This window comes from Kitasatospora sp. NPDC097643, from assembly GCF_040302625.1.
Taxonomy (GTDB): Bacteria; Actinomycetota; Actinomycetes; order Streptomycetales; family Streptomycetaceae; genus Kitasatospora.
Genome location: NZ_JBEOSA010000012.1, coordinates 13352 through 36370, shown reverse-complemented (window position 1 = coordinate 36370; position 23019 = coordinate 13352). Strand labels below are relative to the sequence as shown.

Here is a 23019-nt window from a genome sequence, read left to right as displayed (position 1 = left end):
GAATGGAGACATCGTGCGGATCGGACTGCTGGGCACCGGCCCCTGGGCGGAGCGGGTGCACGCGCCCGTCCTGGCCGAGCACCCCGGGCTGGAGTTCGCGGGCGTGTGGGGCCGGCGGCCGGAGGCGGCCACCGCGCTGGGCGCGGCGCACGGCGTCCCCGGGTACGCGGAGCTGGACCGGCTGCTCGCCGAGGTGGACGCGGTATCCATCGCGCTGCCTCCGGCGGTGCAGGCCGGCCTCGCGTTGCGCGCCGCCGAGGCGGGCCGCCACCTGCTGCTGGACAAGCCGGTCGCGCTGACCGTGCCGGACGCCCGGGCGGTGGCCGAGGCGGTCCGGGCGCACAAGGTGGCCTCCGTGGTGTTCTTCACCGTCCGGTTCGGCGGTGACCAGCTGCCCTGGATCGAGCAACAGGCGGCGCGCGGCGGCTGGTTCACCGGCCGCTCGGACTGGCTCGGCTCGGTGTTCGCCCCCGGCAGCACCAGCCCGTACGCGGCCTCGCCGTGGCGGCTGGAGAAGGGCGCGCTGTGGGACGTCGGCCCGCACGCGCTGTCCGTGCTGCTGCCGGTGCTGGGCGACGCGACCCGGGTGACGGCGGTGGCCGGCCCGCTGGACACCGTCCACCTGGTGCTGCGGCACGCCGGTGGCGCCTCCAGCACGCTGGCGCTCAGCCTGACCGCGCCGGCCGGGGCCGGCGGCACCGGGATGGAGCTGCGCGGCGAGCACGGGGTGGTCCAGCTGCCGGAGCGCAGCGAGGGCCCGGTCGCCGCCCTGCACCGCGCGCTCGACGCGCTCCTGGCCTCGGCCGCCACCGGCGAACCGCACCCGTGCGGGGCGGACTTCGGGCTGCGGGTGGTGGAGATCCTCGCGGGCGCGGAGCACTCGCTGGCGATCGGCGGGCCGGTCGAGGTCTGAGGAAGGGCGTGTACGAGCGTTCCTGACGCTCCATCAGGTTGGTGTCGTCGATGCACCGGACCTGCATGAACATGGCGATCGGCGAGTGCTACAGATCGGAAACAGGCCCTGGCAAACCCTGGGCGGCGGAGGCGCCGGATCGGCATCCTTCACAGAGGCGGCGCGAACCGTCCACCGCTGCCTCACCACACCTCCAGGAGTTCGCCGATGTCCGAGCAGCCCGGTGGCATGCCCTCCGACCCGTACCGCAACGGGCCCCCGCCGCCCGCCTTCCCGCAGCAGCCGCCCGCCTTCCCCCCGCCGTACGGTCCGCCGCCCGGGTACGGCCCGTCGCCTGCTGCCAAGCCGTCGCGCACCTGGCTGTGGGTGACGCTCGGGGCGGTGGTCGGGGCGCTGGTGGTGGGCGGCGGCGCGTACGCGCTCACCGGGTCCGATGGCACCGGCACCAAGGACCAGGCGGCCAACGCGGCCCCGCCGGCCGGGAGTTCGGGCGGGACGTCGGGCGGTGGCACGGCCGGAACCTCGGGCGGCGGCACGACCGGCGGCACGGGCGGCGGCACGGGCGGGAACGGCGGCGCCCAGGCCCCCGCACCCGCAGGAGCGAACGGCGGTGGGAACACCGGCGGGAACGGCGGTGCGGGCCACCCGATGTCTCGCATCCAACTGCCGTCCAGCTTCCAGGGCATGGCCCGCAACGACAAGTTCCCCGGCATGGCGGACCTTCAGAAGATCATCCGCGACGCCGACCCCAGCGGCAACTCCAACGCCGTCGTCACCGTCTACGCGCGCGGCGAGTTCGGGGAGTCCCACGCCATCGTGGTCGCGGGCTCCGACGACCACCCGTACTCCGAGGCCGAGCGCCGGGAGGGGCTCGCCGGGGCCTTCAAACCCAATCCAATGAGCCCGGCGAAGACGGTCTACGACCCGGTCCAGACCCTTGACCCGGGCCCGAAGGGCGGCACCCTCCAATGCGCGGGGTTCGTCACCAAGCTCGACCAGCCCGACGCCATGGGCAACACCATGTACGGCGGAGTCCAGTGCGTGGCGATCGGCACCAACACGCTGATCCAGTTCGGCGAGAACGACGAACTCTCCGGCATGGACGTCGCCAAGGCCGCCGAAGACCTCCGCAAGTTCCGCGCCCTCGCCGAGGTCCCGCGCTGACCCCGCCCCCGTCACGGAGGAGGCTCAGGCCGGGGGGAGGGCGGGGCGGGCCGGGCCGGCGTCCGGGCCGGTGTCGGTCTCGGGGCGGCGGTCGGTGGGGCGGGCCGGGGGGATGACGGCGGCGCGGAAGTCGCGGGGGCCGGTCCAGAGGGCGGGGACGGCGTCGCTGCGGCGGGCCAGTTCGTACGCCAGGGCCTCGTAGTTGACGCGCCAGCCGTGGAAGTGCCGCCAGCCGTCCTCGACCGGGCGTTCACGGGGGAAGCCGGCGGCGGTGATCATCGCGACGGCGCCGATGTACTCGGTGTAGCTGAGCCGGATCGCGGCGGTCGGGTCCGGGTCGGGGTCGAAGTCGATCCGCAGCGAGCGGGCGATGTCGCGCATCGCGGTGAAGCCGGCCCGGATCACCAGCCGGGCCTCCGGCGGAGCCGAGAACGGGCAGAGCGCCAGGTGGAGGGCGGCGGCGTCCATCACCGCGATCAGGCCGACCACCCAGCTGCGGTTGGGCTGCGGGGAGCGGAAGGAGAGCAGCACCGGGTAGTTGGAGTGGCTCTCGCCGATGTCGGCGGCCAGCCGCTCCCAGTCCCGGTAGAGCTGGGGGAGGGCGGTCTCGGTGTCGACGAGGGACTGCCGGGCGAGCAGTTCCGGGCCCCAGGCGGGCTCGCCGGCCCGGGACTGGAGGAGCGTCACCTCGGTCTCCCGCCGCTGGTAGGCGGCGTAGAGGGTCGGCAGGTAGGCGATCTGGAGGGCGATCACCAGCGGGCCGCTGGCGGCGGCCATGAAGTCGATGACCGACAGGTGCAGCCGCTCGCCACTGGCGAAGCCGAGCGTGAAGAGGCTGGACCCGGCCTCCCGGAAGGACACCGACCAGTCGAGGTCGGAGGTGCCGTGCAGGAGGAGCGTGTAGGCGAACAGCATGCCGCTGAGCCACACCCCGAGCATGCCCAGCAGCACCAGCGGCGCCAGCCAGGTCAGCGCCCGGTCCTGCGCCCGGTAGGTGCCGAAGGGCGCCGCCCAGAGCCGCAGCAGGATCCGCAGCCCCGACCAGAGCCGGTACACCAGCGCCGAGTACAGCCCGCGCGGCACCACCAGGGTGCGCAGGATGCTGCCGATGACGAGCAGGAGCAACAGCACGCCGGCCAGGGTGTGGATCATCCTCATGGCGCCATTCTGACGGACGGCCGACCGTGGGGCCGGAGCGCACGGCACGGGGCGGGGTGGGCCGGGCTGGGGCCGGCGATCCGCGGTATGACCATGATCACACCGGTCCGGGGCTGTCCTATCGGGCTCCCAGCGCCTCTGTCTGTTCGGGGGGTCTGTCCCACGAACGGATCGGAGACCGGACTGTGCGTGCTCACGGAGGTGGCGGGGCCGAGGAGGAGAAGCGAGGAGGCGGGGCCGAGGAGGAGAAGCCCGGACGTCGGCGATGGCGTCCGCGGATCGACTTCCCGCGCAGCGGGCGGCGCGGGGTCCGCCGTTGGTTGCTGTCCTGGCGGCAGCTGCTGCTGGTGGCCACCGGCGGGGTGCTGGTGCTGACGGGCTGGCTGGCCTGGTTCTACGCGACCACCGAGGTCCCGGACGACCTGAACGCCTTCGCCACCCAGCAGAGCAACGTCTACTTCTGGGCGGACGGCACCGAGATGGCGCGGATCGGAGAGACCAACCGGCAGGAGGTGCCGCTCGACCGGGTGCCGCAGTCGGTGCAGTGGGCGGTGCTGGCCGCCGAGAACGAGACCTTCTACTCGGATGCCGGGATCTCCGTCTCGGGCATCGGCCGCGCGGTCTACCAGATGGCCACGGGCGGCGACACCCAGGGCGGCTCGACCATCACCCAGCAGTACGTCAAGAACACTTACCTGAACCAGCGGCAGGACGTCTCCCGCAAGCTCAGCGAGGTCGTCATTGCGGTCAAGCTGGGCCGACGGATGAGCAAGCGGGACGTCCTGGCCGGCTATCTGAACACCAGTTGGTTCGGGCGCGGCAGCTACGGCATCGAGCGCGCGGCGGCGGCGTACTACGGCAAGGACGTCTCGGAGCTCGACCCGAGCGAAGGGGCCTTCCTGGCGGCCCTGTTGAAGGGGGCCGGGCAGTACGACCCGGCGCTCAGCCCGGGCAACCACCGGCGGGCCGAGGAGCGGTGGTCCTGGATCCTGGACCGGATGGTGGAGATCGGCAGGCTCTCCGCCGCGGAGCGCGCCCGGTACACGGTGTTCCCCGAACCCAGGCCCCAGCCGAAGGCGGCGGGGCTGAGCGGCCAGGTCGGGTACCTGGTCGACATGGCCAGGGCCTACGTGGAGAGCCACAGCGACCTCACCCCGGCGCAGCTCGACCTCGGCGGCTACCAGATCCACACCACCTTCGAGAAGCCGAAGGTCGACGCCCTGGCCGCCGCCGTGCAGGACGCCACCAAGGGGATCGACCCGGGCAGCCGCGAGGCCGACCGGTTCCTGAAGGTCGGGGCCGCCTCGGTGGCCCTGGACGGGCGGATCGTCGCGCTCCACGGCGGCCCCGACTACCTGAAGCAGGGCTTCGACAACGCCAACACCTCCACGGTGCCGATCGGTTCGGCCTTCACCCCGCTGGTGTACGCCGCCGGCCTCAGCCAGGGCGTGCAGCGCCAGCGGGGCGGCGGCCGGACCCCGGTGCTGCCCACCACCACGTACAACGGCGACGACGGGGTCAACGTGATGACCCCGGAGGGGCCGTACTGGGGGCGGGACGGGAAGATCGTGAAGACCGCCAACGACGGGAAGCGGAACTGGGGCACGCTCACCCTGCGGAGCGCCGTGGAGCAGTCCGTCAACGGGCCGATGATGCAGCTCGGCATGGACGTCGGCCTCGACCGGGTGCAGCAGACCGCCGCGGACCTGGGCCTGCTCCCGAGCAGCATGGGCGACCTGGCGCCGGCCTTCGGGGTCGGGAACTCCACGCCCAGCGCGATCAGGACCGCGGGCGCCTACGCCGTCTTCGCGGCGGGCGGCAGCCGTACGGACCCGTACTCGGTCCGCCGGATCACCCGGAACGGCGTGCCGCTCCCGCTGCAACTGCCCACCGCCGTCCAGGCGCTGGCTCCCGCGGCCGCGAGGGACGTGGACGCGGCGCTCAAGGGTGCCGTCCGTGGCGGCAGCGCCCAATGGGCGGCGGAGGCCGGCCCGGACCTGGCGGCGAAGCCCGGCACCACGGCGGACCGTACGGCGGGGTGGGCCGTCGGCTACAACGGGCAGTTGGCGACGGCGGTGACGGTGTTCCGGGCGGACCTGAAGGACATGAAGCTGCTCCCGCTGGAGGGGCTGGGCGGGGCCGCCCCGGGCACCCCGGACTCCGCGCTGCCGGAGCGGGTCTGGGCCTCGTACATGAAGGCGGTCGGTGGGGGAGAGACCGGGCGGCGGTAGGCCGGTGCGGGGCCCTGGCATCAGGGCCCCGCAGCCGTTCAGGACTACTTCACCAGGCGCGACCAGTCGGCCGGCTGCCCCGGGTCCAGCTGGCGCAGCCTGTCGAGCACCTTGGGGTCCTGCGCGTCCAGCCAGTCCGCGACCTGGCGGAAGGAGACGCAGCGGACGCCGTCCCGCTTGCAGACGCTCTTCATCACGTCCTCGACGGCCTGCATGTAGATGCCGCCGTTCCAGGTCTCGAAGTGGTTCCCGATGAAGAGCGGGGCCCGGCTGCCGTTGTAGACCCGCTCGAAGCCGCTGAGGTAGCCGTCCCGGGTCTGCTTCTCCCACGCGTCGTACTTGGTGGGGTCGCCCTCGGTGGTGTTCTCGGACTGGTTGGCGAGGAAGTTGAAGTCCATCGAGAGGACCTGGCTCGACTTGCCCGGGTAGGGCAGCAGTTGGAGCGGGAAGTTCCAGATGCCCTCCTTCTTTGTGGGCCAGACCTGGAACTCGCCGGGCGAACTGGCGTCGTACCGGAAGCCGGCCGCCTTCTCGGCCGGGAGCAGGGCCTTCTGGCCCTCCAGGCACGGGGCGCGTCCGCCGACCAGCTGCCTGGTGTAGTCGAAGGGCAGCGGAGGGACGTCCTTGAAGCCGGTGTTGGTCTTCCAGTGGGTGACGAAGGAGACGGCCTGGTCGAGTTCGCTCTTCCACTCCTCGGTGCTCCACTCACCGCCGCCCTTGGCGTGGCAGAAGTGCCCGTTGAAGTGGGTGCCGATCTCGTTCCCGTCCTGCCAGGCCAGGCGCAGCTGCTCCAGGGTGTCCTTGATGTGGCCGTCGGTGGCGAAGTCGATGGAGGCGGCTCCGGCGTCGTGCTGCGGCGGCCGGTAGAGGGTGCGCTTGGACTTGGGCAGGGTGTAGAGGCCGCTCAGGAAGAACGTCATCTGGGCGTTGTTCTCGGCGCCCAGCTTGCGGAAGCGGGAGAACAGGTGGTCGTCGCCCTCCAGCGCGCCGTCCCAGGAGAAGACCACGAACTGCGGCGGCTTCTCCCCGGGCTTCAGCCGCTCGGGGGTGGGCTGCTTGGGCTGTGGCCCGGTGTCGGAGGTGGAGCCGTCGCCGAGCACCCTGACCTGGCCGTCCCAGGTGGGGGTGGGGATGGGGGTCGGTATTGGCGTGGGTGTGCTGGACGGGCTGGTGTCGAGGCTGGGGCTCGACGGCGCCGGGTCGGCGGTGGTCGGTCTGCCCTGCGAGTCGGGACCTCCCGTACCCAGGGCGAGGGCCGAGAAGACCCCCACCGCCAGCAGGACGGTCACGCCGCGAGCAGCCCGCACGGTTCCTCCGCTTCTCTGACTCATAGTCAGGTGGTGTTCGGGAAAAGGGCCCTGGCGTTCGATCGGCAGGGCACTTGATCGATGCCGGTGGAGGCGGGAAAGGTTGCCTCGGTCACGGGAACGAGTGCGAACAACTCGCCTGCTCTGCGATGCACTGAGGGGCCCGACATCCCTGGATGTTCACGGCTGACCGCCGGCCCGATGGGGTGCGGTAGTTTCCTGGGCGTCAGATTCATGGATCTTCAGATCGGGCGGGGACGTGCGGATACGAAGTGCAGCGGCGACGGCGGTTCTTGTGATGGGGGCTTCGTTGCTGGGGGCGCCGGGGGCGGTCGCCGTGGACGACACGGTCGCGCTCACCGCCACCTTCAACGACCCGGCGGGGACCACGGCCCAGCAGGATGCGATTCGTAACCAGCTGATCTCGCTGGTCAACCGGACGCCGGCGGGGGCGGAGATCAACGGCTCGATCTACCTGTTCACCGACGGTGGCGTCAGCAGCGCGCTGGTCGCGGCGAAGAAGCGCGGGGTGAAGGTCAAGCTCATCGTGGACGGGGACGCCGTCCCGGATGTGGATGCGAACGGGAAGGCCACCGGGTCGGAGTACTCGATGCTCGCCGCGGCGACCGGTCTGGGCACGGATCTCACCGCGGATTCGTGGGTGCTGGCCTGCCCGGAGAACCGGGGCTGCATCGGCAACCGCAGCCTCGGCGGAAGCGGCGACACCGGCGCGATCAACCACAACAAGTTCTTCCTGTTCTCCAAGGTCGGCAGCACCGACAACGTGGTGTTCCAGACCTCGGCGAACCTGACCACGAGCCAGCGGCGGAGCCTGTTCAACAACTCCGTGACGATTCCTGACGCGGGCTCCGGCCTCTACGCCGGCTACCGCGCCTACTGGCAGGACCTGCAGACCTACGGCTCCGCCGGGACCGGCCTGGCCACCTACTACAAGACCCAGGACGCCGGCCCCTACAAGACCTACTTCTTCCCCCGTCAGGAGAAGGCCGGCACCACGTACGACAACGACCCCAGCACCGACACCATCGTGTCCCTGCTGAACAACGTGGACTGCGCGGGCGGCGCCACCCAGATCCGGATCGGCATGTACGCCTTCACCCGCGTCCAGGTCGCCGACAAGCTCGTGGCCCTGAAGAACGCCGGCTGCCAGGTCGAACTCCTCCACAACGGGGAGGACGGGAACCTCGGTACCGCCGTCCAGGCCTCGATCGCCGGAAACCTCACCTATGCGGCCCGCTGCGCCGGTACCGCGGTGGACAGCACCGGTACCTCGCGCACCATCGGCATCCACTCCAAGTACATGCTGATCGAGGGCACCTACCTGGGCGGGGCCAACCGCAAGCTGGTCTTCACGGGAAGCCACAACTACACGTTCCCGAACCTCCGGGCCAACGACGAGACCCTCCTGAAGATCGACAATGCGGCCGTCTACGACGCCTTCAAGGCGAACTTCGAGACGATCAAGTCCGGCCCGCATTGCACCGCCTGGTAATCGGGGAGCCGTCGGGCCTGGTCGGCTGCGGCCGACCAGGCCCGAACCCTTAGCCGTGCCGCTTCGAGTCGGGTACGGCTTCGACTGCGCGCCGCCGGGGTTCTGCGCGCAGCTGTCCGGTGGCGGTGGGAAAGGCTGCTTCAGGTCAGGAGGACTGGTGGGCCGGCGAGTCCGGGTGGGGCCGCATCAGCAGCAGGTCCTCGCCCCAGGCGTCCAGCACCGCCGCGTGGCCGGCGGCCCGGGCAGCCGCCTCGACCCGGGCGAAGAGCCGCTGCTGCGCGGCCACCTCGCCGGTCGCGGTGATCCGGGCGACGCTGTCGAGCAGCGCGGCGCTGTCCCAGCCGGGCAGCGGGAACCGGTCCAGCTCCCAGGCGAGGTACTTGTTGTAGGGGCGCGGTCGGCACTCCAGGGCGAAGAGCAGGTCGAGCAGGAATCCCACGCTGGCGGCCGCGTCGAGGTGGCCGGCGAGCGGGTCGCCGTCGCGGTGGTTCTTGACCGAGCGGTAGAGCGAGTTGGCGTAGGCGTCCAGCAGGGCGGCGCCGGACCGGAAGGCCTCCTCGGCGCCGAGCCGTCCCATCGCGGCGACGATCCGGGTGACCTCCCCGTCGCGGCGGTCGACCAGCACCCGGGAGCGGGCGATGGCGTAGCGCTCCCAGTCGGCGGGCCGGCGGAACCGTTCGAGGGTGGTGACGATCAGGTCGAGCCGCGCGGAGCGGTACCCGTCGAGCGCGGCCAGCTCGCTCGCCGCGTCGTCGGCGAGGATGACGTAGAGGTCGTGGTCGGAGCGGCGGGTGGTCATGCCGTCGTGGGCCCGGGAGCCCTTGAGGACGAGCCCGACGACGGCGGGATCAGCCGTGGCCTCGGCGACGAACGCCGCGAAATCGGTTGTCACGCCAGGTCCTTGCGCATCGGCGTGCACATCGTCTCGTACCGCTGGAGCGAGCCGTCCTCGGCCTCCACGTCCCAGGAGTCGAGCTCGCGGCCGAAGGCCCGGTAGCCCAGGCGTTCGTACAGGGCGCGGGCGCGCGGGTTGTTCTCCTCGACGCCGAGTTCGGCGCGGGTCAGGCCCCGGGCGCGAATCCGCTGCTCGGCGGAGCGGATCAGCAGCGTGCCGATCCCGCAGGACTGCAAGGCCGGGTGGACGCCGAGTTGCCAGAGCGTGCCGGCGCCGGGCCTGACCGTGTAGTCGATCCCGCCGACCGCCACCGGGAGCCCGACCGGTGTGCAGACCGCCAGGTAGTCGATCTCGCCCGCCTCGGCGCGGCGGATCTGATGGACGAGCTCGCGCACGTGCTTGGGGGAGCCGGCCCAACCGCAGGACGGCAGGTCCGCGTCGGTGAGGTCGCGGACCGACAGGTGGAGCGTGATCTCGGTCATCGCCGCATCCCTTCGAGTCCGGTAGGCGGCCGTTTGGCCGTTTCTCATTTCAGCAAGCCGGTCCCCGTGGCGTCCAAGGGGTTTCGGGCAGGGGAGGGCCTTCGCTGGCGACCGGGGCCGCTCGTCGCCCGGTTCGGGGCGACGAGCGGCGGAATTCACGGGAGTTGGGTGGTGGTGGGCAGCCGGCGCAGGTGGCCCCGCGCGGCTGTGAGGGTGTAGAAGCGCCGGATCCGGTGCGAGGAGCCGGGTGCGCGCAGGTAGTCATGTTGGTCGGAATCCCAGATTCCCCAGCACTCCAGCAGGAGGAAGTGCGGGCTCCGGGAGTCGATCACGCGGATCTCGTACCTGGTGGTCATCGCGGAACTGTGGTGGGCGGGAGAGGGGTTCTGTTCTTGCGCACCCACGCCTGCGCCCAGGCGTAGGAGTAGAAGCGCAGCGGTTCGGGGGCCGGGGGGAGGGCCTTGACCAGCCGGTCGGTCTTGCGGTCGTGGATGACCCAGACCTGGTAGGAGGTGCCGCTGGGGGAGTCGGCGGGGACGATCCCGTATCGGCTGGTCACCGGCGGGTCACCTGGAGGAAGCCGCCGGCCTTCTCGACCTGGCGGGCGAACTCGTCGTACTCGCCGTCGATCGGCGAGATCGTGGCCTTGCTCGGGACCAGGATCGCACCGGCGTGGTCGTCCGCGATGCGCTGCAAGGCGGTTTGGAGCTTAGGACGGCGCTCCGGGGGCGTTTCGGTGTCGGAGTCGATGACGGTGAGGGAGACGCCCCAGCCGAAGGCAAGGGCGTAGGACTCGCAGGTGTGCATGTCCAGTTCGGGGAACGCGGGGCTGTTCTGGGCGAGGTAGATCACCACCTGGAAGCGTTCGGCGACCTCAACTCGGGGGGTGTGCAGGGTCTGCGGGGGCTGCGGGCTGTTCAATGTCCGCTCCTCTCCGTAGTGGGACGACTACCGGTGGTGTCTACTGTCGGCTATGCTCGGCAGTCGTTCAACTTGTCTGCGGCTCAAGTGGAATTGGATGTGAGCTGTGAACCGCAAGGAACTTGACCCCTCGTCATCTCCTCGGGAGTCCTTCGGGGCGTTGCTTCGCAGCTCACGCGAGGCGCTGAGCTGGACCCAGCAGGATCTGGCCGCAGCCATGGGGTACTCGGACAGCTACATCTCGGCTGTGGAAACAGGCCGCAAGTCCACCAGCCGCGATTTCGTCAGAGCCGCTGACAAGGCGCTCGGGACGGGGCAGACGCTTGAGCTGATGTGGGTCGGGATGAGGAGGAAGGGGTTCCTGGAGGGCTTCCCCGAGCATGCTGCGCAGGAGGCCCGTGCGTTCGAGATCAGGATCTTCGAACCGAACCTCATTCCGGGGCTCTTCCAGACCAAGGCCTACGCTTCCGCGGTCGAAGCGGCAGCAGTCCAGCGAGGTAGCAGCACGTCGGACCAGGCTGAGGAGCGAGTGAAGTTCCTCGTCGCGCGACAGCGGCTTCTCAAGCGGGCCGAGCCGCCGGTCATCCACGCCGTGATAGACGAGAGCGCCATCCGTCGTCCCGTGGGTGGCACCGCGACCATGCGTGCTCAGCTCGATCACTTGGCTGACATGGCGTCCAAGCCTTACGTGGTCTTCCAGGTAGCCCCGTTCGAGCTGGCTGAGCATGCTCCGTTCTGGGCCTTCGTCACTTTGCTGACGTTCGCCGACCGTTCTGTGGTCGGCTACACGGAATCTGCGGATCACGGCTTTGTGGTGCGCGAAGACAGCACTGTCAGGGCATGGGAAAGGGCCTACGATCGGTTGCAGGTGGAAGCGCTGACCAGAGCCGCGTCCCTCGACCTGATTCGCAAGGCCCGAAAGGAACTCTGACCCATGACCCGCCCAAACCTGTCTCGCGCTTCCTGGTTCAAGTCGTCGCACTCCGGTAACGGTGGTTCTTGCGTAGAGGTCGCGCCTGACTTCCCCGGCGTCGTTCCCGTCCGCGACTCGAAGGACCCGGAAGGGCCTGCTCTCGTCTTCCCGATGGACGCGTGGCGCTCCTTCGTCGCCGCGACCGCTGCCGGTGAGTTCGGCGACATCTGATCCACGATTCCCTCCCACGACCCCTGGACTGCGTAGTCCAGGGGCCGCGGAATATTCGTTGGCGGGCGCGATCGCCGCGCAGTGATGATCACGCCATGCATGTCTTCCTGGAAACCGAACGCCTGGTGCTGCGCCCGTTCGCTGACACCGCCGCCGATGTCGACGGCCTCTTCGCGCTGGACAACGACCCCGAGGTCATGCGCTTCATCAACGGCGGCAAACCGACGACCCGCGAATCCATCCAGGCGCGCACCCTGCCCCGTCTCCTGCACGACCACCCCTGCCTCGCCACCCGTGGCTACTGGGCCGCCGAGGAGAAGCCCACCGGCACCTTCCTGGGCTGGTTCGAGTTCCGCCCCCTCGACGACCACAGCCCGCTCGTGGTCGAACTCGGCTACCGCCTGAACCGGGCCGCCTGGGGCAAGGGCTACGCCACCGAAGGCTCCCGGGCCCTCATCGACAAGGGCTTCACCGACCTCGGCGTGGAGCGGGTCACCGCGAACACGATGGCGGTGAACACCCGCTCCCGGCGGGTGATGGAGAAGGCCGGCCTCTCCTTCCTCCGCAACTTCACCGGGGACTGGCCGGAGGCGATCCCCGGATCCGAGCACGGCGAGGTCGAGTACGACCTCGTCCGGGCCGACTGGGAACAGCGCCGGTAGCCCATCCGGACCCCACTATTCGGACCCCCGAGCCCCACGGCTCGGGGGTCCGTTGCGTGCGGCGGCATTGACAGGGGGCATCGCTCAGCTGAATGCTAAGCAAGCGCTTAGTCAATGATCGCTGTGAGGAGCCGCCCGATGCCCGAGACCCCCGCCGATCCGCCCGGCCTGGATCTGGCCCGCCTCCGCGCTCACCTGGAGCGCGAGCTGCCCGGCGCAGTCCAGGGCCCGCTCAAGGCGGACCTCATCGAGGGGGGTCGCTCCAACCTCACGTACGTCCTCACCGACGGTGACAATCGCTGGGTCCTGCGCCGCCCGCCGCTCGGGCACGTCCTGGCCACCGCCCACGACATGGGCCGCGAGTACCGCGTCATGACCGCGCTGCGGGAGACCGACGTCCCCGTCCCGCGCACCCTGCTGCTCGACCCCGACACGGACGTCCTCGGCGCGCCCTGGTACCTCATGGAACTCGTGCCCGGCACCGCGCACCGGGACGCCGCCACCCTCGCCGCCCTCGGCGAGCACCGCGTCCACGCGCTCGGTCGACGGCTGGTCGAAACCCTCGCCGCGCTGCACCGGATCGACCCGTCCGCCGTCGGCCTCGCCGACTTCGGCCACCCGGACGGCTACCTGGAGCGCCAGCTGCGCCGCTGGTCCAAGCAGCTCGCCGCCTCGCGCAGCCGCGACCTGCCCGAGCTCGACCGGCTGCACGAACTGCTCGTCGACCGGCTGCCCGCTTCCCCCGCGCCCGCCCTGGTGCACGGCGACTACCGGCTGGACAACGTCCTCGTCGACGACACCGACGCGATCACCGCCGTACTGGACTGGGAGATGTCCACCCTCGGTGACCCGCTGACCGACATCGGCCTGCTGGTGATGTACACCGAACTCGCGGGCGGCGGTGGCGGCATCATCCCCTCCGCGATGACCGCCCCCGGCTTCCCGTCCAGCGGCGAAATCGTCGCGTACTACGCCGAGTTGACCGGCCGACAGGCGGCCGACCTGGACTGGTACGTCGCCTTCGCCTCGTTCAAGCTCGCCGCCGTCGCCGAGGGCATCTACTTCCGCTACCAGCAGGGCCGCACCCTCGGCGCGGGTTTCGAGCGCGCCGGTGAGATGGCACCGGTCCTCGCCCGGCACGGCCTGAGCACCCTCAAGGAGAGCTGAGATGGACTTCGCCTACGACGCCCGCACCGACGAACTCCGTGAGCAGTTGCTCGCGTTCATGGACGAACACGTCCACCCCGCCGAGCCCGTCCTGGAGGCCCAGCTCGCCGACCCGGCGCGCGCGGCCTGGAGCGTCCCGCCCGTCGTCGCCGAACTCCAGGCCGAGGCCCGCAAGCAGGGTCTCTGGAACCTCTTCATCCCCGGCGAGTACGGCGCCGGCCTGACCAACCTCCAGTACGCCCCGCTCGCCGAAATCACCGGCCGCAGCCCGCAGTTGGCCCCGCCCGCGCTCAACTGCGCGGCCCCCGACACCGGGAACATGGAACTGCTCGCCCAGTTCGGCACCGCCGAGCAGCGCGAGCGCTGGCTGCGGCCGCTCCTCGATGCCGAGATCCGCTCCGCCTTCGCCATGACCGAGCCCGAGGTGGCCTCCTCGGACGCCACCAACATCGCCACCCGGATCGAGCGCGACGGTGACGAGTACGTCGTCAACGGCCGCAAGTGGTACATCACCGGGGCCATGAACCCGCAGTGTCGGATCCTCATCGTGATGGGCAAGACAGACCCCACCGCCGAGCCGCACCGCCAGCAGAGCATGGTGCTCGTCCCGCGCGACACGCCCGGCGTCACCGTCAAGCGCGGCATGAAGGTCTTCGGCTACGACGACGCCGACCACGGCGGTCACGCCGAGGTGCTGTTCGAGGACGTCCGCGTGCCCGTCGGCAACCTGATCGGCGAGCAGGGCGCCGGCTTCGCCATCGCCCAGGCGCGGCTCGGCCCCGGCCGGATCCACCACTGCATGCGGGCCATCGGCATCGCCGAGCGCGCCCTGGAGCTGATGTGCCGCCGCGCGAACGCCCGGGTCGCCTTCGGCCGGCCGCTCGCCGAACAGGGTGTCGTGCAGGACTGGATCGCCGAATCCCGGGTCCGGATCGAGCAGTTGCGACTGCTGGTGCTGAAGACCGCCTGGCTGATGGACACCGTCGGCAACCGGGGCGCGCACACCGAGATCCAGGCCATCAAGATCGCCACCCCGCGCACCGTCGAGTGGATCCTCGACAAGGCCGTCCAGGCGCACGGCGCGGCGGGCGTCAGCCAGGACACCCCGCTCGCCCAGCTCTGGGCGGGCAACCGCACCCTGCGGCTGGCCGACGGACCGGACGAGGTGCACAAGCGCTCGCTCGCCCGAAGGGAGCTCCGGCGCCACGCCTGAGTTCCGGGCTGCCACGCCTGAGCTCCGGCCGCCACACGTGAGCTCCGACGCCACGCCTGAGCTGCGGTGCTGCCCCTAAGGGAGTCATGCCCCAGCACTCAGGGGTGAGTTCGATCCCCAGGATGACGGCCCCGGACCGTTCCCGCCCGTACCGTCCTCGTACACACCGCAACCGGTACGAGGAGGCAACAGCGATGGGCAGGCGAGGACGGGCCGTGGCAGCGGTCCTGCTGGCGACGACGGCGGTGCTGGGCGTGGTCGGAGCGCCCGGGGCGGTGGCGGCAACGGCGGACGGCGGGCAGAAGGAGCGGCAGGCCCGGGCCTGGCTGCCGCAGCCGACCGGGCCGTACCCGGTCGGCACCACCGCCGTCCACCTCACCGACGAGAGCCGGCCGGACCCGTGGCAGCCCGGGAAACCGCGCGAGCTGATGATCAGCTTCTGGTACCCGACCGCTCGCCCGGCCGCCGGCGCCGACCGCGCCGGCTACATGGCGCCCGCCGCCGCCGCGCACTTCGGCGGCGCCGAGAGCGCCGGCCACCTGAACTACGGCTTCGAGCCCGGCCGCACCGCCTGGTCGGACATCCGCACCCACGCCCGCCAGGACGCGCCCGCGCTGCCCGGCGGCAAGCGCCCGGTGGTGCTGTACTCGCCCGGGCTCGGCGACCCGCGCACCTGGGGCACGGCGCTGGTCGAGGACCTCGTCTCCCGCGGCTACGTCGTGATCACCGTGGACCACACCTACGAGGCCTCCGAAGTCGCCTTCCCCGAGGGCGAACTGGCCACCTCCGTGTTCCCCGGGATGCTCGGGCAGCCCGGCCTGGACATCGGTGCGGTGCTCCGCAAGTCCCTCAGCACCCGGGTGGACGACACCCGCTTCGTCCTGGACCGGCTGGGCGGGCTGCGCTCCGACGCAGGCCTGCCGGCCGGGCTCGTGGCCTCGCTGGACCTCGACCGGATCGGCATGGTCGGCCACTCGGCGGGCGGGTTCACCGCCCTCCAGACCATGCACGACGACCCGCGGATCGTCGCCGGCGTCAACCTGGACGGCCAGATGCACTTCCCCGGGCCGGACGGCCACACCGGGGTGTTCCTGCCCAGCGTCGCCGCGGACGGCCTGGACCGGCCGTTCCTGCTGATGGGCACCAACAGCGAGGACTCCGGGGACTACCACCACCAGCCGGGCTGGGACGCCCTGTGGCGCCACAGCACCGGCTGGCACGCGGACGTCACGCTCACCGGCTCCCGGCACGGCTCCTACACCGACGCCCAGTCGCTGCTCCCGCAGCTCGCCCGGCAGGGCGCGATCACCCCGGAGAACCTGCGCGGCGACGTCGGCGACATCCGCCCCGAGCGAGCCGTGGACGCCACCCGCTCGTACGTCGCCTCCTTCTTCGACCGCTGGCTGCGCGGACACGACGACCACCTGCTGGACGGGCCCTCGGCGCGCTTCCCGGAGATGGAGTACGCGAAGTAGCTACGACCCCAGCACGACGATCCGCCCGGTGCTGCGCCCGTCGGCGACCAGCTGGACGGCCTCGGCGGCGCCGGCCAGCGGCACCCGGGCGCTCACCAGCGGGCGGACCACGCCCTGCTCGGCGAGCTTGGTCAGCTCGTCGTGGGCGGCGCGGACGGCGCGCGGGTCGTGGGTGTTGTAGAGGCCCCAGTGCAGGCCGAGGATGGCGTAGTTCTTCACCAGCGCGTGGTTGAGCGCCGGGGCCGGGATCGAGCCGGCCGCGAAGCCGACCACCACGATCCGACCCTCGAAGGCCACGCACCGGGTGGAGCCGGTGTAGGCGTCGCCGCCGACCGGGTCGAAGACGACGTCCGCGCCGCGCCCGCCGGTGGCCTGCTTGACGGCGGCGACGAAGTCTTCGGCCGTCCGGTCCACCACCAGGTCGGCGCCGAGCGCCCGGGCCGCCTCCACCTTGGCCGGACCGCCGACCACCGCGATCACCCGGGCCCCGGCGGCGCGGCCGAGCTGGACGGCCGCGCTGCCGACCCCGCCCGCCGCCGCGTGCACCAGCAGCGTCTCGTCGGCCCGCAGCCGGGCCCGGCGGTGCAGGGCGAACCAGGCCGTCTGGTAGCCGATGTGCAGCGCGGCGGCCTCGGCGTCGTCCAGCGCCTCGGGCGCCGGGAACGCGGCGGCGGCGTCCAGCAGCGCGTACTCGGCGAAGGCACCGTGCGGCAGCACCGGGTTGCCGATCAGCCGCTCGCCCTGCCGGGCGCCGTCCGCGACCTCACCGCACACCTCCACGCCGGGCGTGAACGGCAGCGGCGGGCGGACCTGGTACTGGCCGCGCACCATTAGCGCGTCCGGGAAGTTGACGGCGGCGGCCCGCACCCGGACCAGCAGCTGCCCAGGCCCCGGCACCGGCCGGGCCACCTCCTCGGCCAGCCGCATCGCGGCACCCGGCTCGCCGAGCTCGTGCACCTGCCAGGCCCTCACAGCGCATCGCTCCCTTCCAGCCCCTGCTGGAGCCGGTTCATGGCGGACAGCCAGCGGTCCGGGTCGACGGCCCGGGCGGTGTAGTACTCGGCGACCTCAGGGTGCGGCAGGATCAGGAAGCGCTCCTCGCGCAGCCCGGCCAGCGTCGCCACGGCGACGTCCTCGGCGTCCAGCGCGGTCGGGGCCAGCAGCGCCTCGCCGACCGCGCCGGTGGCGGCGAGCATGTCCGTGCGCACGCCCTGCGGGCAGAGCGCGTGCACCCGGACGCCGCGGTGGCGGTAGGTGGCGGAGAGCCATTCGGCGAAGGCGAGCGCACCGTGCTTGCTGACCGCGTACGGGGCCGAGCCGAGCATGGTGAGCAGCCCGGCGGCGGAGACGGTGGCGAGGAAGCGGCCCTGGCCGCGCTCCAGCCAGCGGGGGAGCAGCAACTCGGCCGCCCGGACGTGGGCCAACACGTTGACCTCCCAGGCGGCGGCCCAGGCGGCGGGCGGTGCGTCGGCGCCGCCGACCGGGGCGACGCCCGCGTTGGCGCACCACACGTCGATCTCGCCGAGCGCCGTGCGGGCCTGCCCGACCAGCGCCGTCAGGCCCTCGGTGGTGGCGGCGTCCCCGGGCAGGGCGGTGCCGCCGCACTCCTTCGCGACGGCGTGGGCGGCCTCGGCGTCCAGGTCGTTGACGACCACCCGGGCGCCGGCCCCGGCGAAGGCCCGGGCCAGCGCGGCGCCGATGCCCCGGCCGGCGCCGGTGACCACCACGCCCCGGCCGGCGAAGTCGGCCGGTTCCTCGGCGGAGCCGGCCGGCTGCCCGGCGGTCACATCCCACCGCCGAGGGTGACCCCGCCGTCGACGACCAGGGTCTGGCCGGTGATCCAGGCGGCGTCCGGGGAGAGCAGGAAGGCGACCGCGCCCGCGACGTCCTCGGGGACGCCGAGCCGGCCGAGCGGGTAGGCGGCGGCGACCTGCTCCTCCCGGCCCTCGTACAGCGCCTCGGCGAACTTCGTCTTGACCACGGCGGGGGCGACGGCGTTGACCCGGATGCCCTGCGGGCCGAGTTCGGCGGCGAGTTCGGTGGTCAGCCGGATCAGCGCGGCCTTGCTGACGCCGTACATGCCGATCCCGAGCGAGGAGCGGATGCCCGCGATGGAGGCCACGTTGACGACCGAGCCGCCGTGCTCGCCCATCCAGGCGGCGTGCGCGCGGCGGGTCCAGGCGAGCGGGGCCAGCACGTTGACGGCGAGGATCTTGGCGGCGGCGGCCTCGTCGGTGTCGAGGACCGGCCCGTACACCGGGTTGATGCCGGTGTTGTTGACCAGGTGGTCCAGCCGGCCGAAGGCCTCCAGGGTGCGGGCGACGGCCTCCTCCTGGTGGGCCGGGTCGTCGGCCTTCCCGGCGACGGCGATGGCGTTGTCCGGCCCGCCCAGGTCGCGGACGGCCTCGGCGAGCGGCTCGGGGTTGCGGGCGGTGAGGCAGACCTTGGCGCCGCGGGCGACGAGTTCGCGCGCGATCCCGAGGCCGATGCCCCGGCTCGATCCGGTGACGACGGCCACCCGGCCCTTGAAGGAGTGCACCACGGAGGGTCCTGCCTTTCGCGCGGTTCGTTCGGTGAGGTTCATGGGGGTTGCTTCGCTGCGGTCTTCGCTACGGTCTTCGCTGCCGTCGGGCTGCTGACTAAGCGCTTGCTCAGCATGGTGTCGGTGCGGGAGCCTGTCAACAGGCCGCCGCGCCGTCGGCGGGAATGCCTGTACGAGTTCTCTGGGAGGATGGCGCCATGACCAGCACGCCCATCGCCGACCTCTGGCCCACCCTGTCCGGCGGTGCCGACACCCGCCCGGAGGCGGCGTACCGGCTGCTCCAGGCGGCCGTCGAGTCGTTCGCGGAGCGCGGCTTCCACGCCACCACCACCCGGGACATCGCGACCGCCGCCGGGATGAGCCCGGCCGCGCTGTACATCCACTACCAGTCGAAGGCCGCGCTGCTGGCCGAGATCAGCCAGGCCGGGCACGCGGCCACGCTGACCCTGGTCCGGGCGGCGGCGGGCGGCCCGGAGGAGCCGGCGGAGCGGATGCGGCGGCTGGTCGAGGAGTTCACGGCCTGGCACGCCCGGGCCCGGATGGTCGGCCGGGTGGTCAACTACGAGCTGCACGCGCTGCCCGAGGACGCCTACGCGGTGGTCGCGGCACTGCGGCTGGACATCGAGCGCGAGGTGAGCGCGCTGATCGAGGCGGGGGTGGCGGCCGGCGTCTTCCAGGTGTCCGAGGTCCGGACGGCGGCCCGCGCGGTGACCTCGCTGGGGATCGACGTCTCCCGCTGGTACACCGAGCGCAGCAGCGAGACGCCGGAGGAGCTCGGGCGGCGGTACGGGGAACTGGTGCTGCGGATGCTGGGCGCCCGGGTCTGAGCCCTCGGGTTGTTCGTGGGCGGCCCTTGACCTGCCGTCGGAGCGGGCGCAGACTCGTATACGAAGTACGTGTGCCTCGTAAAGCGCGTACAGCGAGTACCGCGAGTAATTGCGAGTACTGCGAGTACTGCGAGTACAACGCCCAGAGCCCGCCACGATCGGTCGTGGCGGGCTCTGGACGCTGTCGGGCGCGGTGGTCGGGGGTCGGGGGCCGGGGGTCAGCCGACGGACAGGCAGAACTGGACGAGCCCGGCGTCGACGTCGAGGATGATCTTCTCCATCTCCGTCCACGGCGGCTGGAACTCGGTGCCCCACTCGACGGTGAAGCCGAGCACCTTGCCCAGGGCGGGGTTGGCGTAGTGCCGCGCGAACACGTAGTCGTCGCTGGTCCCGCTGGTCGGGTACAGGTGGAACCCGGACAGCGGCTTGTACACCGAGCCGCGCACCCCGTTGACGCCCTGGCAGAAGCGCTCGGCGAGCAGGACGGCGGTGTCCTCGTCCGTCTTCTCGATGAACTCGCCGTACGCGTCGTCGGCCGGGAGGCCGCGCGCGCCGTTGAAGGCGGCGTTCAGGAACGTCATGGTGTTGTCGTCGCTCTGGTTGTCGTCGTCACCCCAGTTGTAGAGCATGTCCTCGGAGTAGCTGTGCACGTCGACGAACCACCGGGTCTCCCGGTACTCGTCCAGCAGCCAGCGCACGTTGCGGGTCTCGGGCTCGGAGAAGGCCGCCGGCCCGGCGTAGACGTAGCGGTCGCACGGATCGGTGGACACCCGGGGCTTGGCGGTCGGCGCGAACGCGGTGGTGAAGTCGAAGAGGAAGTCGTAGTTGCGGTTGATGTCGACGCCGATGCAGTCCGGGTTGGCGCTGCCGCCGGTGTACGCGCGGTTGCGGTTCTTGCGCCACATCGCGTCGACGCTCTGGCTGAACAGCCGGCCGTCGGGGTTGACCAGCGGGAAGAGCACCAGGTCCAGCCGGTGCAGCAGGCTGTGCACCTGGTCGGCGGTGAAGGTGCTGCCGCCGTAGCCGAGGCCGGTGCCGTCGCGGTAGGCCTCCAGTAGGTCGGCGGCGAGGTGGATGAGGATCTCGCAGCTGCCCCACTCGCGGGCGTGCACGCCGCCGATCATGATCACGCAGTCCTTGGGGACCGCGGACGGCACGCCGATCTTCAGGGCGTGGCAGGCCCGGCCCTCGGCCGAGGCTTCGGGCAGGGTGACGAGCTGGGAGGTGGTGGGGAAGGCGGTGGCCAGGCTGGTGACGGCCGACTCGACCTCGTTGATGTTCAGGTACATGACGGTCCTCCCGGGTCAGGCGCGGAGCTTCTCGGCCAGGCCGTGCGGCACCGCGTCGGCCGGGGCGAACCGGTCGCCCTCGCCGACCTGGGCCTGCGCGGCGCGCCCGGCCTCGCTGGCGTTCGCGATCCGGGTGACCGTCGCGCCGTTGCGTTCGAGGACCGGGATCGTGCTCTCCGGGACGTAGGCGTCGATGCCGACGCTGCCGTCCTCGGCGCGGTGCGCCCGGCCGCTGACGTCGGCGCGGACCTCGCGCAGCAGCGCGCGCAGGGTGTCGGCGTCCTTGGCGAAGACCCGGACCCGGTGGATGTCGGGGGTGACTGCGGACATGGGGACCTCTTCCCGGCGCCGCCGACGCGCGCCGCAGCCGGATTCGCCGGGTGATGGAGGGGTCCTCGGCGGTCGGGGCTCTCGGCCGGCGCGGTCGGGCGGCGCCGTGCTGATACAGGGATATGTCCGACGTGTACCTCGTATCCCTCAGGATGCGCCGCCGTTGTAAAAGGCGTCAAGCGGCACCTCGGGCATCCCGTCCAGCAGGCTGTCCAGGCCGGAGAGCAGCTCGCCCTCGTCGTCGAAGTCGGCGAACCGGGGGACCAGCGCGCGCAGGCGCGGGTATTCGGCGGCGGGCAGCCGGTGCAGGCCCAGCCGCAGGACCGGCTCCGGCTCGTCCGCGTTGTCGACCAGCTGGCGCTTGTCCACCAGCAGGCAGCCGAGGTTCCAGGCGACGAAGGCGCGGTAGACCGTGAGCGCGGCCGCGTCGTCGAAGCCGGCCCGCCCGAGCACCGCGAGGATGTGTTCGGTGAGGTCCAGCACCGGCGCGGGGCGGCGGGCCACCGGCACGGTCAGTGGCCGGGTCGCCACCAGCGGCAGGATCTCCGGGTGGGCGTGCGCCACGGTGGCGAACGCCTGGGCGATGCGGCGCAGTTCGGTGCGCCAGGCGGGCTCACCGGGACGGCTGCCGCGCAGTGGCGCGGCGCGGCCGGCGGTGGTCCGCAGTCGCGCGTTGACCTCCGTGAAGAAGGCCTCGATCAGCCCGTCGAGCAGGGCCTCCTTGCCCGGGGTGTACCGGTAGAGGGCCATCGACTCCACGCCCAGTTCGGCTGCCAGTCGCCGCATGGTCAGCGCGGTCAGGCCCTCGCGGTCGACCAGCGCCACGGCGGCGTCGAGCACCAGTGGGCGACTCAGGCGTCCCCGCTTCTCGGGGCCGTCCTGCTCAACCATGTCCGCACTCCTCCGTCTTCGGAGCCAGCATCGTCGGGCCGCGCCTGAGCCGGTCAGGCGGATACAGGACCAGGATACAAGGTAAGTCCCGGTTGATTTCGGGCATTGCGGGTGGGTGGGGGTCCGGCGGGGGTGGTTCCGGGGGCGGCCGGTTGACCGCAGGGGGTGGCCGGCCGATCGGAGGGGGCGGGGTCGGGCGGCCTTCACAGGGCGCCCAGGAGCAGTCGGACGGCCAGCCCGCCGACCACCACCGCCGAGCCGACGGCGGTGAGCAGACGGCCCCGGGGGCCGGTCAGGGCCCGGCCCAGCAGGGCGCCGCCGGAGGCGATCAGCAGCTGCCAGCTCGCCGAGGCGGCGAAGGCGGCGAGCGTGAACACCGCCCGGGCCGGGGCGTCGGGCGCCGTGCCCGTGCGGCCGTCGCCGAGGACGAGCGCGGCGAAGTAGAGCACGGTGAGCGGATTCATCAGCGTGATGCCGAGCAGGGTGAGGTAGGCCCGGGCCGGGCCGGGGCCGACCCCCGGGGGTGTGGCCCCGGCGACCGGGTCGGCGGGCCTGTGGGCGTGGTGCGCGCGGATCGCGGTGCCGGCGGTGCGGGCGGCCAGGGCCAGCAGTACCAGGGCGGAGGCGATCCGCAGCGGCCGGTCGACCGGCTGGACCAGCGGGGCCAGGCCGGCGCCGCCGACGGCCGCCAGCAGCGCGTACACGCCGTCGGCGGTGGCCACCCCGAGTGCGGCGCACGCGCCGGTGCGCAGCGAGGTCCGCGCGGTGAGCGCCGCCAGGTACGCCGCGACGGCCCCCACCGGGACGGCGACGCCGTACCCGGCCAGCAGGCCCGCGACGAGCGCGGCCGTCACGCGTGGGCGCGGTCGCGCCTCAGGGGGCGGCCGGGCTGCTG

Annotated in this window: 25 protein-coding genes; 11 read left to right on the top strand and 14 right to left on the bottom strand. The window is 72.1% G+C overall.

Annotated elements, in window-relative coordinates; all coding sequences use genetic code 11:
* Positions 1-13 precede the first annotated feature (13 nt).
* A complete protein-coding gene (locus ABTY15_RS10985) occupies positions 14-913 on the top strand; it encodes a Gfo/Idh/MocA family protein (RefSeq protein WP_350579870.1) in 900 nt (299 codons plus the stop codon).
* Between the two features lie 207 nt (positions 914-1120).
* Positions 1121-2077, top strand: a complete 957-nt coding sequence (locus ABTY15_RS10980; RefSeq protein ID WP_350579867.1) for a hypothetical protein — start codon at positions 1121-1123, stop codon at positions 2075-2077.
* Between the two features lie 24 nt (positions 2078-2101).
* Here the strand turns inward: ABTY15_RS10980 and ABTY15_RS10975 are convergent, their stop codons facing one another.
* Positions 2102-3235, bottom strand: coding sequence for a hypothetical protein (locus ABTY15_RS10975; protein WP_350579865.1), 1134 nt, complete (start codon positions 3233-3235; stop codon positions 2102-2104).
* Positions 3236-3420: 185 nt separating this feature from the next.
* Here ABTY15_RS10975 and ABTY15_RS10970 point away from each other — a divergent pair, with 185 nt between their 5' ends.
* Positions 3421-5466 carry a transglycosylase domain-containing protein gene (locus ABTY15_RS10970; protein ID WP_350579863.1) on the top strand — a complete coding sequence of 682 codons (2046 nt, stop codon included), beginning with the start codon at positions 3421-3423 and terminating at the stop codon, positions 5464-5466.
* Between the two features lie 44 nt (positions 5467-5510).
* On the opposite strand, the gene ABTY15_RS10965 is transcribed toward ABTY15_RS10970, so the two are convergent.
* Positions 5511-6797, bottom strand: a complete 1287-nt coding sequence (locus tag ABTY15_RS10965; RefSeq protein ID WP_502893474.1) for a polysaccharide deacetylase family protein — start codon at positions 6795-6797, stop codon at positions 5511-5513.
* A 313-nt stretch (positions 6798-7110) separates the two neighbouring features.
* Here ABTY15_RS10965 and ABTY15_RS10960 point away from each other — a divergent pair, with 313 nt between their 5' ends.
* Positions 7111-8286 carry a phospholipase D-like domain-containing protein gene (locus ABTY15_RS10960; RefSeq protein ID WP_350579857.1) on the top strand — a complete coding sequence of 392 codons (1176 nt, stop codon included), beginning with the start codon at positions 7111-7113 and terminating at the stop codon, positions 8284-8286.
* A gap of 145 nt (positions 8287-8431) precedes the next feature.
* Here the strand turns inward: ABTY15_RS10960 and ABTY15_RS10955 are convergent, their stop codons facing one another.
* The 5 genes from ABTY15_RS10955 to ABTY15_RS10935 all read right to left on the bottom strand — a co-directional run bounded on the left by ABTY15_RS10955 (position 8432) and on the right by ABTY15_RS10935 (position 10584).
* On the bottom strand, positions 8432-9178 hold the full coding sequence (locus tag ABTY15_RS10955) for a hypothetical protein (protein ID WP_350579855.1): 747 nt from the start codon (positions 9176-9178) through the stop codon (positions 8432-8434).
* Positions 9175-9663: a GNAT family N-acetyltransferase gene (locus tag ABTY15_RS10950; protein ID WP_350579853.1), complete on the bottom strand. Its 489-nt coding sequence runs from the start codon at positions 9661-9663 to the stop codon at positions 9175-9177. Before ABTY15_RS10950 ends, ABTY15_RS10955 begins: the two co-directional genes overlap by 4 nt.
* Before the next feature lie 155 nt (positions 9664-9818).
* Positions 9819-10019, bottom strand: a complete 201-nt coding sequence (locus ABTY15_RS10945; protein WP_350579850.1) for a hypothetical protein — start codon at positions 10017-10019, stop codon at positions 9819-9821.
* On the bottom strand, positions 10016-10222 hold the full coding sequence (locus ABTY15_RS10940; RefSeq protein WP_350579847.1) for a hypothetical protein: 207 nt from the start codon (positions 10220-10222) through the stop codon (positions 10016-10018). Before ABTY15_RS10940 ends, ABTY15_RS10945 begins: the two co-directional genes overlap by 4 nt.
* The gene (locus ABTY15_RS10935; RefSeq protein WP_350579844.1) at positions 10219-10584 is read right to left on the bottom strand and encodes a hypothetical protein; all 366 of its coding nucleotides are present in this window, start codon (positions 10582-10584) and stop codon (positions 10219-10221) included. Before ABTY15_RS10935 ends, ABTY15_RS10940 begins: the two co-directional genes overlap by 4 nt.
* A gap of 106 nt (positions 10585-10690) precedes the next feature.
* Between ABTY15_RS10935 and ABTY15_RS10930 the strand changes: the two genes are divergently transcribed.
* The 6 genes from ABTY15_RS10930 to ABTY15_RS10905 all read left to right on the top strand — a co-directional run bounded on the left by ABTY15_RS10930 (position 10691) and on the right by ABTY15_RS10905 (position 16245).
* A complete protein-coding gene (locus tag ABTY15_RS10930; RefSeq protein WP_350579841.1) occupies positions 10691-11515 on the top strand; it encodes a helix-turn-helix domain-containing protein in 825 nt (274 codons plus the stop codon).
* 3 nt (positions 11516-11518) lie between these two features.
* Complete coding sequence (locus tag ABTY15_RS10925) at positions 11519-11728, top strand: DUF397 domain-containing protein (protein WP_350579838.1); 210 nt, start codon at positions 11519-11521, stop codon at positions 11726-11728.
* A gap of 95 nt (positions 11729-11823) precedes the next feature.
* Positions 11824-12390, top strand: a complete 567-nt coding sequence (locus ABTY15_RS10920; protein ID WP_350579835.1) for a GNAT family N-acetyltransferase — start codon at positions 11824-11826, stop codon at positions 12388-12390.
* A 138-nt stretch (positions 12391-12528) separates the two neighbouring features.
* The gene (locus ABTY15_RS10915; RefSeq protein ID WP_350579828.1) at positions 12529-13557 is read left to right on the top strand and encodes a phosphotransferase family protein; all 1029 of its coding nucleotides are present in this window, start codon (positions 12529-12531) and stop codon (positions 13555-13557) included.
* Between the two features lies 1 nt (position 13558).
* On the top strand, positions 13559-14770 hold the full coding sequence (locus ABTY15_RS10910; RefSeq protein WP_350579826.1) for an acyl-CoA dehydrogenase family protein: 1212 nt from the start codon (positions 13559-13561) through the stop codon (positions 14768-14770).
* Between the two features lie 215 nt (positions 14771-14985).
* The gene (locus ABTY15_RS10905; RefSeq protein WP_350579823.1) at positions 14986-16245 is read left to right on the top strand and encodes an alpha/beta hydrolase family protein; all 1260 of its coding nucleotides are present in this window, start codon (positions 14986-14988) and stop codon (positions 16243-16245) included.
* On the opposite strand, the gene ABTY15_RS10900 is transcribed toward ABTY15_RS10905, so the two are convergent.
* The 3 genes from ABTY15_RS10900 to ABTY15_RS10890 are packed head-to-tail and all read right to left on the bottom strand — an operon-like array spanning position 16246 to position 18829.
* Positions 16246-17217 carry an NADPH:quinone oxidoreductase family protein gene (locus ABTY15_RS10900; RefSeq protein ID WP_350579820.1) on the bottom strand — a complete coding sequence of 324 codons (972 nt, stop codon included), beginning with the start codon at positions 17215-17217 and terminating at the stop codon, positions 16246-16248. It abuts the gene before it with no gap.
* Entirely contained in the window at positions 17214-18032 is an 819-nt protein-coding gene (locus ABTY15_RS10895) for an SDR family NAD(P)-dependent oxidoreductase (RefSeq protein ID WP_350579817.1), read from the bottom strand. The genes ABTY15_RS10900 and ABTY15_RS10895 overlap by 4 nt, the downstream gene beginning before the upstream one ends.
* Positions 18029-18829, bottom strand: a complete 801-nt coding sequence (locus ABTY15_RS10890) for an SDR family oxidoreductase (RefSeq protein WP_350579815.1) — start codon at positions 18827-18829, stop codon at positions 18029-18031. The genes ABTY15_RS10895 and ABTY15_RS10890 overlap by 4 nt, the downstream gene beginning before the upstream one ends.
* Positions 18830-18984: 155 nt before the next feature.
* On the opposite strand from ABTY15_RS10890, the gene ABTY15_RS10885 reads away from it, so the two are divergent.
* Positions 18985-19614: a TetR/AcrR family transcriptional regulator gene (locus ABTY15_RS10885; protein ID WP_350579812.1), complete on the top strand. Its 630-nt coding sequence runs from the start codon at positions 18985-18987 to the stop codon at positions 19612-19614.
* 218 nt (positions 19615-19832) lie between these two features.
* Here the strand turns inward: ABTY15_RS10885 and ABTY15_RS10880 are convergent, their stop codons facing one another.
* From ABTY15_RS10880 to ABTY15_RS10865, 4 genes are all read right to left on the bottom strand, one after another.
* Positions 19833-20903, bottom strand: a complete 1071-nt coding sequence (locus ABTY15_RS10880) for a M14 family metallopeptidase (RefSeq protein ID WP_350579810.1) — start codon at positions 20901-20903, stop codon at positions 19833-19835.
* Positions 20904-20918: 15 nt separating this feature from the next.
* Positions 20919-21233 carry a hypothetical protein gene (locus ABTY15_RS10875; RefSeq protein WP_350579807.1) on the bottom strand — a complete coding sequence of 105 codons (315 nt, stop codon included), beginning with the start codon at positions 21231-21233 and terminating at the stop codon, positions 20919-20921.
* A 147-nt stretch (positions 21234-21380) separates the two neighbouring features.
* On the bottom strand, positions 21381-22124 hold the full coding sequence (locus tag ABTY15_RS10870) for a TetR/AcrR family transcriptional regulator (RefSeq protein WP_350579804.1): 744 nt from the start codon (positions 22122-22124) through the stop codon (positions 21381-21383).
* A gap of 203 nt (positions 22125-22327) precedes the next feature.
* On the bottom strand, positions 22328-22978 hold the full coding sequence (locus tag ABTY15_RS10865) for a LysE family transporter (protein ID WP_350579801.1): 651 nt from the start codon (positions 22976-22978) through the stop codon (positions 22328-22330).
* Positions 22979-23019 lie beyond the last annotated feature (41 nt).

Bases quoted from the DNA above. Each gene is read 5' to 3' on its own strand.
- ABTY15_RS10945 (WP_350579850.1), bottom strand. From the start codon at position 10,019: ATGACCACCAGGTACGAGATCCGCGTGATCGACTCCCGGAGCCCGCAC.
- ABTY15_RS10870 (WP_350579804.1), bottom strand. From the start codon at position 22,124: ATGGTTGAGCAGGACGGCCCCGAGAAGCGGGGACGCCTGAGTCGCCCA.
- ABTY15_RS10925 (WP_350579838.1), top strand. From the start codon at position 11,519: ATGACCCGCCCAAACCTGTCTCGCGCTTCCTGGTTCAAGTCGTCGCAC.
- ABTY15_RS10965 (WP_502893474.1), bottom strand. From the start codon at position 6,797: ATGAGTCAGAGAAGCGGAGGAACCGTGCGGGCTGCTCGCGGCGTGACC.
- ABTY15_RS10920 (WP_350579835.1), top strand. From the start codon at position 11,824: ATGCATGTCTTCCTGGAAACCGAACGCCTGGTGCTGCGCCCGTTCGCT.
- ABTY15_RS10885 (WP_350579812.1), top strand. From the start codon at position 18,985: ATGACCAGCACGCCCATCGCCGACCTCTGGCCCACCCTGTCCGGCGGT.
- ABTY15_RS10875 (WP_350579807.1), bottom strand. From the start codon at position 21,233: ATGTCCGCAGTCACCCCCGACATCCACCGGGTCCGGGTCTTCGCCAAG.
- ABTY15_RS10910 (WP_350579826.1), top strand. From the start codon at position 13,559: ATGGACTTCGCCTACGACGCCCGCACCGACGAACTCCGTGAGCAGTTG.
- ABTY15_RS10950 (WP_350579853.1), bottom strand. From the start codon at position 9,663: ATGACCGAGATCACGCTCCACCTGTCGGTCCGCGACCTCACCGACGCG.
- ABTY15_RS10980 (WP_350579867.1), top strand. From the start codon at position 1,121: ATGTCCGAGCAGCCCGGTGGCATGCCCTCCGACCCGTACCGCAACGGG.
- ABTY15_RS10915 (WP_350579828.1), top strand. From the start codon at position 12,529: ATGCCCGAGACCCCCGCCGATCCGCCCGGCCTGGATCTGGCCCGCCTC.
- ABTY15_RS10890 (WP_350579815.1), bottom strand. From the start codon at position 18,829: ATGAACCTCACCGAACGAACCGCGCGAAAGGCAGGACCCTCCGTGGTG.
- ABTY15_RS10975 (WP_350579865.1), bottom strand. From the start codon at position 3,235: ATGAGGATGATCCACACCCTGGCCGGCGTGCTGTTGCTCCTGCTCGTC.
- ABTY15_RS10880 (WP_350579810.1), bottom strand. From the start codon at position 20,903: ATGTACCTGAACATCAACGAGGTCGAGTCGGCCGTCACCAGCCTGGCC.